The 20435-nt window shown below is 42.6% G+C and carries 12 protein-coding genes and 2 CRISPR repeat arrays; of the genes, 4 read left to right on the top strand and 8 right to left on the bottom strand.

The features are described 5' to 3' along the window. The first annotated feature begins 92 nt into the window (after window positions 1–92). The gene (locus OCI93_RS16570) at window positions 93–872 is read left to right on the top strand and encodes a thioesterase II family protein (RefSeq protein WP_261594438.1); all 780 of its coding nucleotides are present in this window, start codon (window positions 93–95) and stop codon (window positions 870–872) included. Window positions 873–985: 113 nt separating this feature from the next. On the opposite strand, the gene OCI93_RS16565 is transcribed toward OCI93_RS16570, so the two are convergent. From OCI93_RS16565 to OCI93_RS16550, 4 genes are all read right to left on the bottom strand, one after another. After that, window positions 986–2101, bottom strand: coding sequence for a type 1 glutamine amidotransferase domain-containing protein (locus OCI93_RS16565; protein ID WP_261594439.1), 1116 nt, complete (start codon window positions 2099–2101; stop codon window positions 986–988). 372 nt (window positions 2102–2473) lie between these two features. After that, a complete protein-coding gene (locus tag OCI93_RS16560) occupies window positions 2474–3400 on the bottom strand; it encodes a hypothetical protein (RefSeq protein WP_261594440.1) in 927 nt (308 codons plus the stop codon). Further along, complete coding sequence (locus tag OCI93_RS16555; protein ID WP_261626853.1) at window positions 3388–4107, bottom strand: glycoside hydrolase family 25 protein; 720 nt, start codon at window positions 4105–4107, stop codon at window positions 3388–3390. Before OCI93_RS16555 ends, OCI93_RS16560 begins: the two co-directional genes overlap by 13 nt. 98 nt (window positions 4108–4205) lie before the next feature. Further along, window positions 4206–6599, bottom strand: coding sequence for an ATP-binding protein (locus OCI93_RS16550; protein WP_261626852.1), 2394 nt, complete (start codon window positions 6597–6599; stop codon window positions 4206–4208). A gap of 705 nt (window positions 6600–7304) precedes the next feature. On the opposite strand from OCI93_RS16550, the gene OCI93_RS16545 reads away from it, so the two are divergent. The 3 genes from OCI93_RS16545 to OCI93_RS16535 all read left to right on the top strand — a co-directional run bounded on the left by OCI93_RS16545 (window position 7305) and on the right by OCI93_RS16535 (window position 10846). Then, complete coding sequence (locus OCI93_RS16545; protein WP_261594443.1) at window positions 7305–7694, top strand: hypothetical protein; 390 nt, start codon at window positions 7305–7307, stop codon at window positions 7692–7694. 266 nt (window positions 7695–7960) lie between these two features. After that, window positions 7961–8980: a DUF4097 domain-containing protein gene (locus OCI93_RS16540; protein ID WP_261626851.1), complete on the top strand. Its 1020-nt coding sequence runs from the start codon at window positions 7961–7963 to the stop codon at window positions 8978–8980. Between the two features lie 282 nt (window positions 8981–9262). Further along, window positions 9263–10846, top strand: a complete 1584-nt coding sequence (locus tag OCI93_RS16535) for an ATP-binding cassette domain-containing protein (protein WP_261626850.1) — start codon at window positions 9263–9265, stop codon at window positions 10844–10846. Window positions 10847–11430: 584 nt separating this feature from the next. After that, window positions 11431–11818: a CRISPR direct-repeat array (repeat unit 28 nt; unit sequence TTTCTGAGCCGCCTGTGTGGCGGTGAAC). A gap of 131 nt (window positions 11819–11949) precedes the next feature. Then, window positions 11950–16300: direct repeats of the CRISPR family, unit length 28 nt; unit sequence TTTCTGAGCCGCCTGTGTGGCGGTGAAC. Window positions 16301–16445: 145 nt separating this feature from the next. On the opposite strand, the gene cas6f is transcribed toward OCI93_RS16535, so the two are convergent. Genes cas6f through csy1 form a run of 4 tightly spaced genes read right to left on the bottom strand, consistent with a single transcriptional unit; the run spans window position 16446 to window position 20407 of the window. Further along, entirely contained in the window at window positions 16446–17105 is a 660-nt protein-coding gene (gene cas6f, locus OCI93_RS16530) for a type I-F CRISPR-associated endoribonuclease Cas6/Csy4 (RefSeq protein WP_261626849.1), read from the bottom strand. A gap of 6 nt (window positions 17106–17111) precedes the next feature. After that, on the bottom strand, window positions 17112–18146 hold the full coding sequence (gene csy3, locus OCI93_RS16525; protein ID WP_261626848.1) for a type I-F CRISPR-associated protein Csy3: 1035 nt from the start codon (window positions 18144–18146) through the stop codon (window positions 17112–17114). Between the two features lie 24 nt (window positions 18147–18170). Beyond that, window positions 18171–19121 carry a type I-F CRISPR-associated protein Csy2 gene (csy2, locus tag OCI93_RS16520; RefSeq protein WP_261626847.1) on the bottom strand — a complete coding sequence of 317 codons (951 nt, stop codon included), beginning with the start codon at window positions 19119–19121 and terminating at the stop codon, window positions 18171–18173. Beyond that, window positions 19118–20407 (bottom strand): type I-F CRISPR-associated protein Csy1, encoded by a 1290-nt coding sequence (gene csy1 / locus OCI93_RS16515; protein WP_261626846.1) that lies wholly within the window; start codon window positions 20405–20407, stop codon window positions 19118–19120. The genes csy2 and csy1 overlap by 4 nt, the downstream gene beginning before the upstream one ends. Window positions 20408–20435 lie beyond the last annotated feature (28 nt).

The following is a 20435-nucleotide window of genomic DNA, read 5'->3' as shown; positions in this document are numbered from 1 at the left end:
CAAATTTGGCTATGGATTTCTTTTTATTCCCGAACGCGATACACTACAGAGCATATTCATTAAAAAAACCAGAAATAAAAAAGGATATTTAAATGAGCAACTTACCACCAAGCCAGTGGTTATATATCCCAAAACCCAATCCGCAAGCGACTTTGAAACTAATCTGCTTTCCTTATGCTGGAGGAAGTGCAAGATCATTTAGCGATTGGCAAAACACCTTGCCGCATTATGTAGAGCTAATTATGATCTCTATGCCCGGACGTGGCAGCCGCTTTAGCGAGCCACCAGCAGATTGTATGGACATCTTAACAAACACGCTCCTTGATGAATTAACGCCACATTTAAACGCCGATACCATTTTTTATGGTCATAGCCTAGGCGCCAGAGTTGCCTTTGAGATACAGTTAAAAATAAAAAAACGTGGCCTACAAGGACCCTGTCATTTCATTGCCTCAGGCAGTGCAAACCCAGGCAAAGACCGCAGTGACAAGAACGTTTATTTGTTAAATGATGCCGACTTTATTGAAGAGTTAAAAAGTCTTAATGGTACGCCTCCCGCTGTTTTAGAAAATGAAGAATTGATGGCGCTATTCATGCCTGTGTTACGCGCAGATTTTAAACTTGCTGACACCTACAGGTACACAGGACCAGAGCAATTATCATGTAATATCAGTGTATTTGCGGGTAAAAAAGATGAAATCAGCGAGCAGGCGCAGCTTGATTGGCAAAATTACTTTTCGAGCAACTTTTCATTTGAATATTTTGAAGGCGACCACTTCTTTATCGATAGTCATAACGAACAAGTTGGTCAAGCCGTAAATAATATCATTGCACAAATACACAATGGCAATTTATTGACTCAAGTAAGCTAACCATCACAGTGTGCATATCTCATTGATATTTTATCGCTTTAGATCTGAAGTTATTAAACACGGTGCAACTTTATTAAACGCCACACCGTAAGTGAGTACTAATATACTTTAGGCTAAATTTGACCAATCGACTTTAATAATACCTGAGCTTGTTGATTATCAGGGTGTGATTTAATCACACCTTCAACAAGCGCTTTTGCTTGATGAGGCTTATCTTGTTGGATGTAACCCTGCGCTAGGCTCAAATCAAGCATTGGATGATTAACTTGCTTTTGAGTCAGCTCTAGCAACACAACGGCACCACTTACAACTTTTTCGTCTTGTGCATGCTTAAGCTGATAAACCCCCGACATAGCCATTAACATAACATCATAATCTTGCGCATGCTGTTGGTATGACAATACCGCTTGATTATCACCTGCCATCACTTTTTTCACCAGCGCCATCGTTTTATCGTCTTTATTAGGTGTTAAATCAACCGGCTTAATTCCCAGTGCTTTAACTACTTCAGTGGCGGTTTGAGCAGTTGAAAAAGGGTTTTGTCCGGTTATAAGATTGCCATCTTTTTCAACATGGCTCAACATCATCCCTGCATGCTCAAACTGAGCGCCTCGGTCTTTAAGCTTATCCTCTAGTAAGAAATCAAAATGTGGTCGCCATTTTTTACCAAATGCTATTTCTTCTTGGTTAGTAAACCCATTTACTCGTTTATTAGCCACTAGGTATTGCCCATTACTGAGTTTTACATTAACCAAAGCTGCTGGACCATGACATACCGCTGAGATCACACCCTGCTGCTGATAAACATTCGCAATGAGCGTTTGCAAAGGTGAGTGCTTATATAAATCAAACATCGGCCCTTTTCCGCCAACAACAAACACTGCATCAACGTTCTGTGCATCTATTGCGCTAATTTTATAGGTGGTATTAAGTGCCGTGACGGCATGTGTATCTTGCAAAAAAGCTTGGTTGTAAGGTTTTTGACTATCATATTTATCTGCAACAGGTTTGCCGCCCGCTGGGCTTGCAAAAGTAACATCTAAGCCATTTGCTTTAAAAACACGATATGCCTTTGCTAATTCATCAAACTCATAGCCCGGCTGGCTAAGTTCGCCATCTGCTGACAATTGACCATGGCTACTGAGTACCATCACTACATTGGGATTATCGCCCGCATAAACCGTAAAGCTGGCCGCCGCTAAAAATATAGGTAAGATCATTTTGAACATAACTTGTTTCCTTTAACTTTTAGGTGTCTCTCAAGGCTAAAGAAAGTGATGTGAAGCAACTGTGAAGAAACGCATAAAATACGTATTTCTAGGGTCTGTTGATCTTTGAGGTATAAATTTTGTTCAAATCAAAGGCTTTCATTACGCGAAATGAGTAATGCAGCATAATAATTTATGTCAGTTGCGAATGACAAAGTAGTGGAAGCCTTTGGGCAGCGCCATTCGAACATTTTTTCTACGTTATCACCTGACTTACATAGAATAACTATGCGACGCAGGTTCTGCCTTGCTAAAATACCCGAATGACTGCTGCAAAAACACATAGCAAAGATCAACAGGCCCTAGACAACTATTAATAAAAATCAATATAAATCATGACACTAATGGCGTATCGAGTGGCGTTTGACGTGTAGGCCGTAATAAGCTCTGTAAACAACGTCTGATCAACAAATACAGTAACCAAGCAAACAAGAGTGGCAGCAATACAAACGCAATAAACTTATGCGCTAAATTGTGCGTCACCACGCTATTGCCCTTTAACACCTTATCAGATAGCTTAATCGCTAAGGCTTTGTGTAGTACCTTTACACCGTGCTTAGCATGCGCTTTAAGATCCGTACTTGATAACCCAGTATGCATCTCTTGAGCAACATCGCTGAAGTAACTCAGGTCAGCTTTATGACCCAATTCAGCAGCCACTAAATGAGATGTCTGCGCGCTAACATGAATACTGTACGGTATTATCAAATGGCAAATTACAAATATCGTTACCACTGCTTTTGCTAGCCATTGTAAGCTAGGCCGATGACGCAACTTAGGCTGACACACGCACAAAAAAGCCCAGCCACTCACATACAGCAACATCGCTTGAAATACCCAAGGAGAGAGCTGCTCAGCTAAAAAAGTAAAAGCTTGTATTGCACCCACTAACGCCATTGACCAAAATAAATAATGGCTGCTTTTTTCAAGTAAGTTTGATAAATCAGTGAGTAAACTGCCAATTTCCACATTAAAATCAACAATAAAAGAGATACCAAATTGACTGCTTTTAGCCACATTAAGTGCAGCATTGAGTACATTAACATCAGCTAAGTCTTTGAGTATTTGTTGTTCAACTTGTGCTAAATAATGCTGGTTTGACTGATACAATTTTTTATTGTCTTGTATCAAGTTACTATCAGCAAACTGCCCCTGAATAATAGCAACCAGTAACCACACACTTAACACGCCACACAACAGAGCAAGTAAACGACATTTATGTTTGAGTATGCCTTGACCAAATGAAGTTAGTAATTGCATTTTAATGCCTCCAACCCTTGCTCCGTATCGAGCACTTTGTCTAAGTCAACGGGTGTATCAATACCTGGTACAGATCCTCGCTCTGAGTATTGCCAAATTTTAATGTTTTTGAGTTTTTCAGGTGGCTGCATCGTTTTGTTATATTGTGCAAACCAAAATGGGTAGTCATTAAACCCAGTGCCAATATTGGCTTGCCAAAAACTACCATAGCTGTAAATAAGTGGTTTACAGCCAATTTGCTGCTCAAGCTCTGTTAAAAAACTATTGAGCCGCGTTTTAATTTGAGCCGCACTTTGTGCGCGCAGTAATTCAACATCAACCATAGGCGTCAAGGTAAGGCCCTTACCTTTAATGTGAGCTAGAAAGTGGGCGAGTTGTTTTTGCGGGTCATCTTCGGCTTCAAAAAAATGATAAGCCCCAACCGCAAGGTTCGTTGCTTGTATACCTTGCAAATTATCAGAGTACTTAGGATCGGTGTAAGTCATACCATCAGTAGCCTTTAAATATACAAACTGAATACCACTTTGTGCCACTTTATGCCAATTTACCTGACCTTGGTCGTGCGACACATCAATACCGTGTATACCATCGGTAAATTCAGTTTTTGGGCTTGATGATAAAAACGTCTCAAATAATATAGGTCTTTTAATACATATAATAACAATGATAAATAGCACAGCTAACCGCGTTAACAGCTTATAATTCATCTCAATTCCTTGAAACCTCTGGCTTACACCAGTTATCGTAATTTATTCAATCATTTAAATATATAACCCAGTAAAAGTATAGTGCTGACAACAAAAATTTAACACGGCAACCAACGTGCCAAAACCTCTTTGAGCTTTTCTTTATTGATAGGTTTACTAATAAAGTCATCCATACCGGCATTAAAACACGCACTTTTATCTTCTTCAAAAATATTCGCTGAGCAGGCTATAATTGGCAAATGTCGAAATTGATTCTTCTGCCTAATACGCTTTGCTGTCTCTAGGCCATTTAAATTTGGCATATATACATCCATTAGCACCACATCAAACTCTCCTTTTTCCAACAACTCAAGTGCTAACATACCATCTTTAGCAGTGCTCACTTCAAGCCCCAACTTTACCAGCATGGCTGTTACCACCATGATATTTATATCATTGTCCTCAGCGAGTAACACATGTCCACTTAACTCATTAGGCAATCGAGTATCATGCTTTTCATTTTGTGCTTTTTCTTTATTACTCTCTTTTACAGGCACCGTAATAAACACCCGAGTTCCTTTGCCAACCTCAGACTCAATATCAATTGCCCCTCCAAGCAAAGTAAGCAGTTCTTTACATAAACTAAGCCCAAGCCCCGTTCCTTCAAACTGACTGGTAGCGCTGCCTTGTGCTTGTCTAAATGGCTCAAATATCTGTTTTAAATCATCTTCAGCAATGCCAATACCGGTATCGGATATTGTTATCTGTAGTTCATTTTCTTGTTTATTATTAAGTTGATATTCAAAAGCTAAAAAAACACTACCGTGTTGTGTAAATTTAATGGCATTGCCCAACACATTAATTAACACTTGTCGCAAGCGAGTAGAATCACTTACCAGCATAGACGGTACGTTAGCAGCAACGCTCATTTGCAAATCAAGGTGTTTTTCATCAGCCAGTGGAGTGAGCATATTTTTAATATCGTTAACCAATTCAGTAAATGAAAAGTCGCTGTATTGTGCGCAAGCTTGACCTTCTTCTAGTTTAGATAAATCCAAAATACTATTAATAACGCCCAACAAATGATGACCTGACTGAGTGCATACTCTTAACAACTGAGTTTGCTCCTTATTTAACTCATCACTGTCTTTTAATAGCTCTAAAGTGCCTAGAATACCATTCATAGGAGTGCGAATTTCATGGCTCATATTAGCCAAAAATTGGCTTTTAACACGTAGTGCTTGCTGTGCTAATTCCTGCGCGCTTTTTAGTTTTTGAGTACGAGCAAGCACTCGCTTTTCTAACGTGTGCTCTCGCTGTTGCAGCTCTTTGCGCATATGATTAAATGCCCGAGTTAAGTCTCCTATTTCATCATTATTATAAAAGCCTAGCGGGTAATCATATTGACCTGATGATAGCTGTTGCGCCGCACGAGTCAGTTCTTTAATAGGCGTGTAGAGCTTTGCTGATAACCACAGCGCAATTAAAAGTACCACCAACAAAACCACTACAAATATTAGCCAAAGCTGCCCATATAAAGCCTGAACTTGTGCAAACATCACATCATCTGGCAGCACCATCGCAATGCTATAACCTGCGGCATTTATTGGTGCAAAAAACACATGCTCCATTTGACCCCCAACCCCCTTTGGTAGTATTTCATACCCGTTGTGGCCTGCGAGCATCCTAATACCTATCGCTTTTAATGCCGGGTTCTCATGTTGAGAAATATACTGTTTTTTTGCTTCTCGCTCACCCAAGTCATTGATCACAAATTCTCCATTTTTAGATTCTAAATGAATAACTTTGCTCTCATCCCAGTGATAAATATAAGCCCCACTTGCTGAAATAATCATCACACGCGCTTGGTCAGTAAAAGAGTCTTCTATTTGCTGCTTAACAACATGACTAAGCCGGTCAATTTCTCGCCATGGGATACTACCTGCAAGTAACCCCACCAGCTTATTTTGTTGGTTAATAATACTGCTGCTGATCACCATTTGTTTTACACCCGTGGTATAGGAGATCATTGGTTCAGAAACATAGATCAACGGCTTTTGTTCAGTATTGTTGGCTACTGTAGTTTGCCAGTAGTCACGCTGCATTATGTTTTTTCTAGGTGAATTTGGGTCATTATCATCAAATGTGCGGCGTAGTTCCTGTGCTGGATTGCCGCCTTCAGTATTATAAAAGCTGCCATCTAACTCACCAATAATGAACTTTTCATATACACCATTACTGCGCGCTTTATGGGCTGCTAAATAGTCCTGCATTTGGCTAAATTGCATACTTTGTACGCGCAAATCACTGGCCATTACAGCCAGCTCTGCTTTTCGCTGGCTGAAATAACGGTCAAAAACCATTGCGCCATTTTGTACCTGCGCTTGTATTGCTTTAACGCTAAGTTGCTTAGCTTGACTGCTGGTATGATTGATTGTTAAAGCAAAGACAAATAATAGTGGCAGTAATGAGCAAAATAAAAATACACTGATCAAACGGCTTTTTAAACGCATATTGGCTTTTATAATAGTGTCGGTGCATTGAGTTTAGTCGAAGACTAATAGAAGCACTAGATGCAAATTATGCCCTTACTTTATTTTATGAATGAGCTTGGGCTTAGGTGCAGGCTTTGAAATAGTAATTCTTTGTTAACTGGCACGGCTTACAATCCAATGATGATTTTGTGTTCAATATCAAAACAATTACTGCAGTCGCTGCCTACTGTTCCAAGTAAAATCAACATCTAGAATAAAAAATAACATTACTGGATAAACTCTCTTATCCACAACTGATGTTAGTAAACGAAGTTACAAACCTCAAATCGCGATTACATCACTCTAGATTAAGCAAGTTTTAGTTCCCGAAGGAAACAAAAGTTAGCACTTTTTAATTAGATTAAAAAACACAACAGAGTGCGCAAAAATAATACAACAAAACAAAAATAAACAAATAAAAAAACCTAACACAGTAGTATCAAATTATAATAAATTCCACCGAAAAAACTAATATACTCCTTCCTTTAAAACCCTCATAAACTTTACAGTCGGAACCTAATGTTGACAGCATAAAAACCCATTTAATCATTGATTTAAATCAATTTTAAAAAATAAAACCGTCGTTAAACTGTCATCGAAATTTAACGTGCAAAGTTAAGTTTTAGCGTTAGGATACACCCGCCATTTGGGCATTTATTACTTTTAAACTAGAAGGATTTCTTTGTGAAAAAATTACTGTTAACCGCGATTGCAGGTCTAATTTCATCTGCTAGCTTCGTATCTTTAGCTGCACCTGATCTTTCATCAGGCTATTTTTCTACGCAAGAAGTATTAGAATATGGTCGCACATACCAAGTGGTTAAAGCACAACTAAGTAATACAGGATATGAGCTGCAAGGTTGTGAGCAGAACCCCGTTTATTATTTTGCACAGCCCAGTGAACAGGTGTATTTGTTTGCTCAAGCACAGTGTTATTACTCAATACCTACCGACCCTAACAATATGTCGCTGCGTACAGACTATGCCAGTGTAGTCATCGATATTCATTATCATCAAACCAATTACCTTTACCATGAAGGTGATGTAAATGTAAGCTACTTCACGGTTTACTAAATTTTGAAGTGAAAATATGAGGTGGAAATACCGCCTCATATACCCATCTGATTTATTGCAACTAAAATTACTTCCTCAGTTCCAACCTTTTTGTTAGCGCATACGTCCAATTAATGGTTAAGTTAACTAATAAATTACGAATTTGATTAAAGTCGCAAAACACTTAGCATTAAAAAAGCAAAAAGTTTAAATAAAACAATAGGTAACAAACTGGCACTCTGTTTGCTATTCTCGAGCAACTCTATAACAATAAATTGGGATATCTCATGTTAAAACTCATTACTCCTATCGTATCCGCCATTATTTTAAGCGGTTGCGTTGTACACATAAATACGGCATCAGCCGATGCAAAAGAACATGTGCAGCGTCAATTACAGCTATCTGCACACAATTTAAAAACCTTATCTGCTCGCACAAATGCAGGCGATTTAAAAATTATTGGCAGCGCAACAGCAACCGAAATTACAGCCAATGCTGACATTTACACCATAAAGCCAAATGAATTTACTTTTACCCTTGAGCAACAAGGCAACGAAGCCATATTGGTTGCTGAAATAGACTCAAAAGTGATGGTAGGCTTTGTTAACTCAAGCCCTCGTATTGATATGACAATCACACTGCCAGAAACTCTTGCTTTAAAATTAGACGACTCCTCTGGCAGCATAAGTATTAATGGTTTAAAAGAAGATATTTTAATTGATGATGGCTCTGGAGATATCAATATTAATGGCGGTAAAAACGTTACCATCGACGATAGTTCGGGCAGTATCTCGCTCATTAATGCCACTGGTATGTTAATGATTGAAGATGGCTCTGGTGATATTAACATTACTGGTGGCAAACAACTTACCCTAACCGATGACGCAGGTGACATTAACCTCTCTGGCATTGAAAAAAACATAAACATTGAAGATGACTCTGGTGATATTAATATTACTGGTGGCCAAATGCTCAATATTCGTGACGACGCTGGCGATATTACCTTAGCCAAAATACTTGGTGATATTACGATAGAGGATGAGTCTGGCAACATATTAGTAGATGGGGGTAACAACATTACAATTAAAGATGATGCCGGCTACTTGAAAATTAATAATAGCAAAGGCGACGTTAGCATAAATGATGGCAGTGGCAACTTGTCGGTTAATAACGTAACTGGCAGTGTAACTATCAACGACGAAGCAGGTGATATTGATGTTAATGGTGCGCTTAACCTTATTATTGAAAGCGACAGCTCAGGTAACTTACGCGTTGATAACATTAAAAACGGCGTAAAAATTGACTAAGTATTCAGCTTAATAATACCAAAGCAGATAGAGGTAAATAGTGGTATTGTTTACCTCTTTATTTTTTTGTTACAACACACTACACTGATCACCCTCATTATTATTGGAGTAAACGCCATCATGAACAACTAATGCCTGTTATCCATTTATCATTTTATTTTTTGGATCTACAGGGTTAGTGAGCGTGGCTTTGCGTTTATACCTCTTTATATTATTTTTGTTTGCTTTTTAGCTGACTAACCACTCAGCCCGCTTGCCGCCCCCTGTTTATTAGGAGGCATAATGCACATTTTGCACGCCCATAATTTAAGTTATCAACTTTGTAACGGCGACACAGTATTTAACAATTTAAGCTGTAGCATTTCGCACCAACGTACAGGCATTGTTGGCAAAAATGGAATAGGCAAGTCTATTTTAGCTAAGCTACTGGCCAAACAATTGCAACCTAGCCAAGGCTCTGTGGAGCTTATGGCTCAGGCTGACATGTTTAGCCAAGAGCCTGTGCATTTTATTAATAGTGATATCACTGTAGCGCAATTTTTAGGATACGAAAAAACCCTACAAGCTCTAGATTTGATTGCACAAGGCCAATGCGAGCAACACTTATTTGATTTAGTCGCTGAACGATGGCAATTGCCTGAACAATTATCAACGCAACTAAACACTCTTGGTTTACCCAATAACCCGCATTTACCTTGTAACACGCTAAGTGGCGGGCAATTGGCAAGGTTGCGGTTATGGCAGTTGTTTAACAGTGACGCTCAGTTACTAATTTTAGATGAACCTTCAAACCATTTAGATGCAAAAGGACAAGCATGGCTAATTGAACAACTTAACACATTTACAGGCTATGCTTTAATCATTAGTCACAACCATGAGTTACTACGCCACGTTACACAAACATGGGAACTCAGCGAAATTGGGCTAAGAAAATATGGTGGCAATATTGAACACTATTTGGCTCAAAAACACAGTGAACAACGTGCTGTAACTCAACAGCTACACGAAGTAAAACGCCAACAAGCACAACTAAAATTACAAGCACAAACAAATAAAGAAAAGGCACAACAAAGAGCAGCTCAAGGTAAAAAACTGCGCAATCAAGGCAGCCAACCCAAAATGTTACTTAACAGCCAAAAAAACCGCGCAGGCAGCAACTTAGCGAGTAAGCAAAAAAACCAGCAACAACGCCAACATAAACTACATAGTAAAACCCAACTACTACAACAAAAACATCAACAAAACACCGTTGAAAAATTTTACCTGAGTGACCCAACCCAAAGTGCATTAAACAAAAAAACCTTAGTCACTTTATTAAACGTACACCTACCATTTGGCACCTCAGCACCTATAAATTTAACAGTATGCACACAGCAAAAATGGCATATTAAAGGCAGTAATGGTTGTGGTAAATCAACCCTATTTAAAACCCTATTAAACCAACTAGCACCGCTATCGGGAGAGTTATTTGTAAACACACCTCTGAGCTATGTTGACCAATACTTTAGTCAACTCGGCCATCAATTAAATTCGGTGCAAGCACTCAATCAATATTGCCCCCACCTAAGCACGAGTAATATCTACACGCTATTAGCAGGCATTGGTTTAACAAAAATCAAAACTGAGCAGCCAATTACGACACTCAGTGGCGGAGAAAAAATGAAGCTAACACTTTTGTGTGCAAGTCAACAGCAGCCAACACCACTGTTGCTACTTGATGAACCCGATAACCATTTAGACCTAGAGTCAAAACTACAACTCGCTAAAGCACTATCACAATACCAAGGCAGCTTTTTGCTTGTAAGCCATGACACTTATTTTGTAAATAACATTGGCATAACCCACATGCTTAAACTAAAAACATAACTGAGTTAAAGTGTAAAGGGGGTTTACGGCATATTTATTTGCTATTACCCCCTACTTTACGTCATTATCTATAAAGCGAGCAGGTAACTCTGAACAAACCTGTCAAACCAGCCTCAAAACCCGTCAAACTTAACCAAAGCCTGTCACCCTGAACTTGTTTCAGGGCCTAACCAAACCCCATCCAAAACTAACAAGATCCTGACCTTCGTCAGGAAGACACTTTAGTGAGTTGCAAACTTCAGTTTTGCCACTGTTACCATGAGCCACCAGTGTGGCGGTGAACGAAAGCCCGTCACCCTGAACTAAAACCCGTCACCCTGAACTTGTTTCAGGGCCTAACCAAACCCCATCCAAAACTAACAAGATCCTGACCTTCGTCAGGTAGACACTTTAGTGAATTGCAAGCTTCAGTTTTGCCACTATTACCATGAGCCGCCTGTGTGGCGGTGAACTGAAACCCGTCACCCTGAACTTGTTTCAGGGCCTAACCAAACCCACCCTATAATCCATCCATGGTGCTGGGTCACATAGGTCATCCATAACCTCATTTCTTCGTGCTGCGAAACTCCGTTTCGGTCACTCATCTACTAAGCCGCCTGTGTGGCGGTGAACGGCTTTTTGTTCCATGGCCTGTTGAATTATTTTTTCTGAGCCGCCTGTGTGGCGGTGAACCATTATATATGGCCACTAAAACACCTCCATAATTTCTGAGCCGCCTGTGTGCCGGTGAACGCCCGCAGAATTAGGCAGTAATTTTATTCGCTTTTCTGAGCCGCCTGTGTGGCGGTGAACCGAACGCATCACCTGAGAATTTCATTTTACCTTTTCTGAGCCGCCTGTGTGGCGGTGAACATGTTTTGTGGTGACATTCATTCACGACTAGATTTCTGAGCCGCCTGTGTGGCGGTGAACACAAATCAGGGTTAATCGGGCTTTTCGCTTCATTTCTGAGCCGCCTGTGTGGCGGTGAACTAAATCCCGTCACCCTGAACTTGTTTCAGGGCCTAACCAAACCCACCCTATAATCCATCCATGGAGCTGGGTCACATCGGTCATCCATGACCTCATTTCTTCGTGCTGCGAAACTCCGTTTCGGTCACTCATCTACTAAGCCGCCTGTGTGGCGGTGAACTGGCGCAAAATGGGATCAAAACGCTGCCAGTTTTTCTGAGCCGCCTGTGTGGCGGTGAACCATCAACAACAGGGATTCCCGTTGCATACACTTTTCTGAGCCGCCTGTGTGGCGGTGAACTAATTCACCGTTGCTTTTCTTCGCTTTATTTTTTTCTGAGCCGCCTGTGTGGCGGTGAACTGCCACGCGCTGAGCGTACGCTCATCTTTATTTTTCTGAGCCGCCTGTGTGGCGGTGAACGTGTTGGCGATTGACCAAACCGAATAACGATATTTCTGAGCCGCCTGTGTGGCGGTGAACGAAAGGTGGTATTGGGAATGTTGAGCCGTATATTTCTGAGCCGCCTGTGTGGCGGTGAACTGTCTGTTTTACGTAAACGCACGGAGCGGTTTTTTCTGAGCCGCCTGTGTGGCGGTGAACAAATTGACGATTGGATACGGATTAAATCTAGATTTCTGAGCCGCCTGTGTGGCGGTGAACGGCTAATTCATTATCTCCCCACTTGCCATAACTTTCTGAGCCGCCTGTGTGGCGGTGAACTACGTGCTACAGGGTGTGTAAGGACTCTGACCTTTCTGAGCCGCCTGTGTGGCGGTGAACACTACGGGGCATTGGTATTGGACAGCATTAGATTTCTGAGCCGCCTGTGTGGCGGTGAACACCTATCATTAATGGTCTAGACTTTCTGCGTGTTTCTGAGCCGCCTGTGTGGCGGTGAACATTGTTTCTCTGTAATGATTATGCTGCTTTGTTTTCTGAGCCGCCTGTGTGGCGGTGAACACCAAAAGGCATGAAAGGCATTAAGTTGGATTTTTCTGAGCCGCCTGTGTGGCGGTGAACATTGGTATACGCGTTAAACTACGGCCATCGATTTTCTGAGCCGCCTGTGTGGCGGTGAACCCCAACTGACTTATGGCTTGGGCCAGTGTGTTTTTCTGAGCCGCCTGTGTGGCGGTGAACGTGAACCATCTTTTAACTCCGCAGGTACGCTATTTCTGAGCCGCCTGTGTGGCGGTGAACAACAGCTATTACAATCAATCGTTGAACCTGTTTTTCTGAGCCGCCTGTGTGGCGGTGAACCATAAGACGTGTAAAGTCATGCCGGATGAAGCTTTCTGAGCCGCCTGTGTGGCGGTGAACACTCCCTAGGCCACACAGGCTTGACCGCTTTATTTCTGAGCCGCCTGTGTGGCGGTGAACAATCCATTCTTATCAGATACAGCTAAAAGCAATTTCTGAGCCGCCTGTGTGGCGGTGAACATGACTAATGAGAAGAAACTTTTAGCGGGTATTTTCTGAGCCGCCTGTGTGGCGGTGAACTGGCTCCGCCAATGTTGTGCTTGATATGATTCTTTCTGAGCCGCCTGTGTGGCGGTGAACATTTTGCACCAGACCTAGATAAATTTATTGGCTTTCTGAGCCGCCTGTGTGGCGGTGAACGGCTAATTCATTATCTCCCCACTTGCCATAACTTTCTGAGCCGCCTGTGTGGCGGTGAACTACGTGCTACAGGGTGTGTAAGGACTCTGACCTTTCTGAGCCGCCTGTGTGGCGGTGAACATTGACGGGCGTGTTAATTTCAGGGTTTAGCAATTTCTGAGCCGCCGGTGTGGCGGTGAACTAATTTACACTCTAGATACATTTTTAGCTAATTTTCTGAGCCGCCTGTGTGGCGGTGAACTAGGATTTGAACCTATAACCTACCGCTTACAATTTCTGAGCCGCCTGTGTGGCGGTGAACTTGTTAATCACATTTTACCAGCCTCTTTAATTTTTCTGAGCCGCCTGTGTGGCGGTGAACAGCCTGTGGAGCTGGATATCTGAACCGCCCTATTTCTGAGCCGCCTGTGTGGCGGTGAACGTCATTTAAACCCGTGTAAAATCTACCGCCAATTTCTGAGCCGCCTGTGTGGCGGTGAACCGTCTGGGAAGGCAAACAGGCTAACTAAGCAATTTCTGAGCCGCCTGTGTGGCGGTGAACGACGAAGGCGGCTGGGGTTCATCCCTATCTAATTTCTGAGCCGCCTGTGTGGCGGTGAACATGGCTTAATGATTTTACGCACGACTTGTTTATTTCTGAGCCGCCTGTGTGGCGGTGAACTTGGCAAAGCAACAAAGATAACAATTATCAATTTTCTGAGCCGCCTGTGTGGCGGTGAACTTTTCAACCAGAATATAGCAGCTGTAGGGTCTTTTCTGAGCCGCCTGTGTGGCGGTGAACTTCGTCAGTAAGCGCGGCGTCCGGGGCGCTGATTTCTGAGCCGCCTGTGTGGCAGTGAACCCTGACTGCGCACCAGTAACTACGCTAGTAAGTTTCTGAGCCGCCTGTGTGGCGGTGAACACACCTAGGCAATTAGCTTTATTTTATTTGCATTTCTGAGCCGCCTGTGTGGCGGTGAACCCATGGGACTATTTAACGTTACCCGTATTATGTTTCTGAGCCGCCTGTGTGGCGGTGAACACGCAGATGAAGCTTTATGATAAAGGTTTATTTTTCTGAGCCGCCTGTGTGGCGGTGAACCTTCTATTCTGGACAACGACACGGGTTCCGTTTTTCTGAGCCGCCTGTGTGGCGGTGAACGCTCTAACTATTCTGATTTTGAGCCACTCAAATTTCTGAGCCGCCTGTGTGGCGGTGAACAAAAAGAAGCTGCCCATGTGGCCATTCCTATTTTTCTGAGCCGCCTGTGTGGCGGTGAACCGTTGTGTGAGCATGACGGTGAATTGGTCGGCTTTCTGAGCCGCCTGTGTGGCGGTGAACATTCCACGACGTTTCCTTTCGAGGTGCCTAATTTTCTGAGCCGCCTGTGTGGCGGTGAACCAGGTAGTACTATAAACATCGTTCTCGCCAATTTTCTGAGCCGCCTGTGTGGCGGTGAACGCCAGATCTGGTTCTGGATTAAACCCAGAGGCTTTCTGAGCCGCCTGTGTGGCGGTGAACTAGAGTATGGTGATTTATGAGTTTTTTCAAATTTTCTGAGCCGCCTGTGTGGCGGTGAACCTGACGTACTCGGTTACACCTCTTCTAAACGCTTTCTGAGCCGCCTGTGTGGCGGTGAACAGCTAAGTCTTTTTTAGCTTGAACTTTTACATTTTCTGAGCCGCCTGTGTGGCGGTGAACTCTAAAGCAATGGCAGCAACACCAACGATTGATTTCTGAGCCGCCTGTGTGGCGGTGAACGTTTAGGCAGTGCCGAGCAGCTAGCCTTTGATTTTCTGAGCCGCCTGTGTGGCGGTGAACGGAGAACGAGGAAGCGCTTGCCGCAGTTACTATTTCTGAGCCGCCTGTGTGGCGGTGAACGGCCAATTGGTATTGCAGTCACAGCTGCTTTATTTCTGAGCCGCCTGTGTGGCGGTGAACACCAAAAACCTCTGTGGCCTTTTTCTTTTGGCTTTTCTGAGCCGCCTGTGTGGCGGTGAACTTAATGTTTGAGTGCGTCTTATTTAACAGCGATTTCTGAGCCGCCTGTGTGGCGGTGAACTTGATAACGCCTCTATTAACAGTGCGGGTATATTTCTGAGCCGCCTGTGTGGCGGTGAACGAAATGCAGGTTATCAAGGGGTTCTTTCTGTATTTCTGAGCCGCCTGTGTGGCGGTGAACAGATTAACCCAATCTAGCACACCTACTGCTGCTTTCTGAGCCGCCTGTGTGGCGGTGAACTTTGCTGTACCAACATCGCTTGGTCGTAGCGCTTTCTGAGCCGCCTGTGTGGCGGTGAACCTGTAGTTATATCGCCGAGATTAGGAGTTTTATTTCTGAGCCGCCTGTGTGGCGGTGAACACCAAGTCTCTGCAATGTCATCTTTATTCTTATTTCTGAGCCGCCTGTGTGGCGGTGAACTATCGTTTTCAATTAATCGCCGCGGTTGGTGCTTTCTGAGCCGCCTGTGTGGCGGTGAACTTGACAACACCTTGTCGTCACGGTCCGCGTCATTTCTGAGCCGCCTGTGTGGCGGTGAACATATCAGGAACCTCATCTAACCGGGAGTTTCATTTCTGAGCCGCCTGTGTGGCGGTGAACTTTGCCGATGCAATTTGATGCATAACTCTTAATTTCTGAGCCGCCTGTGTGGCGGTGAACTTTTGTTTCACGTTTAAGGAGCTCTCTTGTAATTTCTGAGCCGCCTGTGTGGCGGTGAACAGTGTACGCGGTAGCAGGTGAAGCTCCAGAGTTTTCTGAGCCGCCTGTGTGGCGGTGAACTTGAGCATAGGAAATTTATGCAATTCACGAAATTTCTGAGCCGCCTGTGTGGCGGTGAACAGTACGCAATGCAAATTGATGGTGACGAAAAATTTCTGAGCCGCCTGTGTGGCGGTGAACAATAGAATTATATTACAAAAATAAGTTACAACAAGTCGTTAGGTAAAAAATGGCTTTTTTACCTTGTTAAAAACGACTTACTATAACTTATTGTTTTTAAGTTTATTTTTTAAAGAGCGAAAATAAAGGGTATTTTGTTTTTTATTTACCCCTCAAACCAAGGTACTGCGATTTGCTGCTCATCGGTACGGCGACTTAAGCCATAACAAGTAAACAACCATTTATTATCACTTGGTTTTTCTACTATTTTCTGCTCAATAAACAGTAAAAACTTTTTGCGTTCAGCGGGGCTAAGTGCCCTCTCTGTTGATAAGCTGCGTAGATTAATAAACGGTAACTTAGACTGATTATCTAACTTATCAATTGAGCTGAGCAACCGCGCTTTAACTTCACTTACGCCATAACTATTTTTTGTGGCAATGGCTTGCGCACGCATGTCAACGCTTTGACGTAACTTATCGGGAGATTTAAAACGCCAACGCTTAAAATAAGCATACTCGGTAATGTTACTAGGCACTGCTTTAACTGCTTTAATGTGTACATAGTCAGACAAACGCGATAGCCATTGCTCTGCTTTAAGGTTAACGAGTTGTTGTTCCGTTTGTGCCAGTAACCTGAGCTTATCACCAAGCGGAAACTGTTTATCTCCATATTTGGGAAACGACAAGCCTATTGCTGAATCTTTATCAGCCACTTTGTGCTCCACCAGCAATAGATGTATTTGTTGATAAACCTTATGCCATAAAAACCCCAAATTGGCTTCGGCATCGGGTAATAAAGTTATGTCGAGGTAATAGTTCATCATACCCCCTTATTTATCACTTTCACCAAATACACCACCGCGTACCAAAGTCGCCATTACGTAGTGCTCTTGCGCTGCTTCTGCTAGCTTTTCACCACGCGCCCATGCATCAAAAAAGGTATAAAAGTCTTGTTTTTCTGCGGGTGTTCTATACGCCTTGCCCCGGTTGGTTACAGCACCATAAGGTTCGACGGCAATTGGGCCAGCACTGGCTTCTGGGTCGGTAAACTCTGGATACCAAGTATCAATTGTGCGCAACGCGTTACCCAGCTTTTGCGAGTGCATGGCAGCAATACCTTGCACTTGATAAAGTATTTTGCTTTTCTTATTTTTATCGTTACCCTTATCAAGTACCAACTCCTCGCTTGGGTACACTTCTTGCGCGCGGCCAACTTGGGCGTAACAGTTTATATCTAACATTAAAAAGTCATTGTCACTGCTCAGTGCTTGAGCAATCAAAGTTGCCAGTTCATTAATTTTTTCGTCTTGATGGTCAAAATGTTTGGTGTTGTATTGCGCTGCATCGAAGGTCCATGATTTTTCAACTTGGTTATTTTTAGCCGACACTTGCACTTCTATTTGCTCTGCACCAACTCTGTTGCGCCATAAAAAGCGCGCATTGGCAATATTAATGGCATAGCGACGCGCAAGCTCAGTAAATTTATGCACTTCAATATAAGTGCGCGCTGCATTGCGGTAGCTTTGCTTAAATAAGTCGTTGTTACAGGCTGCAGGCTCGGTAATGCCACCCAGTACTTTGATGGTAAATTTCAAGTTCAAGGTGTCTTGCTCGGGTGTTAGCGCACACGCATCAACCCGTTGCAAATTGGCTTTTTCAACTTCAGCGTTCAGTTTGGCAGGGTCGTCTTTAATGGCTTTTTTTAAGCGGTTAGAAATAGTGCCTCGTACAGACTTTTCATTTAATGCCAGTGGCTTAACCTCAGACAGGCGATTTTGCCAAGTTGTGCCGTACATGTGACCATCGCTGGTTACGAGCTTTTTTTCAAATGCTAATACTGATGCTGTGTTTTCTTTTTTAGCCATGGTGATTATCCTTTTCTTTAATGATTAAAATTCTGATTCTATTGAAGTGTCATCCGAGTCAAGTGACTCAGGTTTTGCAAATTTAGCTTGCTGGCAAAGGTAATAATCGCCTTCGCTTTGGTAGTGCCAGAGTAAGTCTTCTACAAAATGTAAACGGTGCGGCATTTTAAATTCACCCAGTGTTACTAAGCTTTCTGCAAAGCGGTGTGATGTATCTGGGTCTCGCTGATTTTTAGCCGTTGCAAGGTCGCTAATGCCATAAAACCCAGTTGCGATGGGTACAATCCAACCTGCGGGTTTATTGTTTACACGTTTACGATACTTAACCCAGCGTACGCTGCCTTTATCGTCAGTTTCATAACTGTGATGAATAGTTAGGTACTCTAGCAACGCTTGTAGGGCGTCTTGTTTGTCATTCATAGCATCTAGCATTAAATCGCGGCGTTCAATTAACGCATAACCGGGCATTAAATGGCGTTGTAGCTTTTTAAATTCTTCGTCATTGCCCTCAGTTACATTTAAACAAAACGGCGTAGCAAAACGTTTTACATCACCGCTGGCTATCTTCATTTTGGCATGTAATAAGTGCGTTACTTGTTGCACTAGTGGCTCGCGCTGCTCAAGTGTGAGGTTGTCAAATTCAATCACTAAACTCACCTCTAAATGGCAACGCGCTTCTTCAATAAAAGCCGATCTTGCCCCTGTTTTATCAAGCGGGTTGGCAGTACCAATAATAGAGTGAACAAAGTCGTTACTGCCTTTATAAGTTTGCAAGTCTATATCGTGGCTCACTACCCCAACAGCTTTAAACTTTACATCTATGCCTTGGCTGTTAAGTTTACGCTGTAGGGCATGCACCGCGCCTAACCAAGCAGTCATGGCAGGAAAGCCAATCGTAAAAGGGCTTGAAAGCGCATTAGCATTGTGTACTGCAATATGAGGAATGATCAGCAGCTTTTTAACCTCATCTATCATCGTAAAATCTCCTTATTGCTTTCAACCACTTGCTTCATATGCCGGTACTCTTCATGACCAAACATAATGGCTTTTTTCCCCAAGGTTTTTTCATAACCATGAAACACAAAGTTCACCATGCCATCATAAATTTCATCCAACCAAGAGTCGGTAGTCAGTCGCTCTTGTTTGTTGTGCTCGCACAACCAAATTTGTTGAGACTTGGGTAACTTACTGCTGGTTGCTATAAATTGCTGCGTAGCCACTTCCCTCACCAAAAACATTTTCTCGATAATATAATCAATCACACTTTGATATAACTCATCGCGCTGCGCACGGGTGTGCATATTGTTAAAATGCTCGTTCGGTAAACGGTATAACTTATCTAACTCTTCAAACTGTACTTTACAATGGTTGTAGCGCAGCACTTGCGCAAAAAAGTCAGAGGTTGGAAAATGAATATCTCGGCGTTGTAACTTAGGCGGCATGCTCAATAGCAAATGTGCTTTACCGCCATTTTGATTATTTAACACACTGATATTTTGTGGTTTTGTGCCCCCGTAACCAATAGTGGTCAAGTCGATTATTTCTTGGTGGTTTGGGTGCTCTAAGTTGGCTTTGCGCTGTTCTCTGGCTAATTTAATTTCATCACCAAAGCGCATATTGTCTAGTCGTTTACGTAGTTCAAATACAATGCCAGACCCTGTAAGCAGTGAGAGTTGATGATAGTGCGTTGCTTGGCTTTGCTCTGATAAAGGAAAATACACTTGCTTTATTTTAGAGCTGGTGATCACCTCATCACTTGTAGATGTCATTGCCATAAACCCGTCTTTTAAAGCTGCATAGTCTGACTCTTCATGGCTTGGGGTGGTTCTAAACAACTGTTTGGCTAAGTCGCTATCATGCTCTAGATGGTTTAACAAAGTTTGCCCATCAGCCATAACCAACATAAGAAACTTATATACATCCAACGCAGCCGCATTACCCAAGGCATCGGCGACCACATCCACATTACCCGAGCGTAAAAAGCCATCATTACTGTGTGCCGTTTTGGCGATAATTGAGCTCACGTAACCATTTTTGTTTTTTCTTGCACTGGGGTGGCTAAAAGTACACGGGTGAGTCGAAATCGAAATCTGCCCAGCTCGTTTTGCTGCATTGGGTAGCCAGTTTTGTAAACTAAATACCGCTTCACACTCCATATGCTGTTGCTTTACTTCATCCTCAGACATGGATGCTTTCACATTCTTTTTTAACCACGCTGCTTTTCTGTCTGCAAAAAAAGCATCAACTGCTTCATCTATCATCGTTCCCTCCTAACCACCTCTGTGGTCT

This window comes from Pseudoalteromonas holothuriae (assembly GCF_945859825.1).
Classification (GTDB): domain Bacteria; phylum Pseudomonadota; class Gammaproteobacteria; order Enterobacterales; family Alteromonadaceae; genus Pseudoalteromonas; species Pseudoalteromonas holothuriae.
This window is presented reverse-complemented; position numbering and strand designations above follow the sequence as displayed.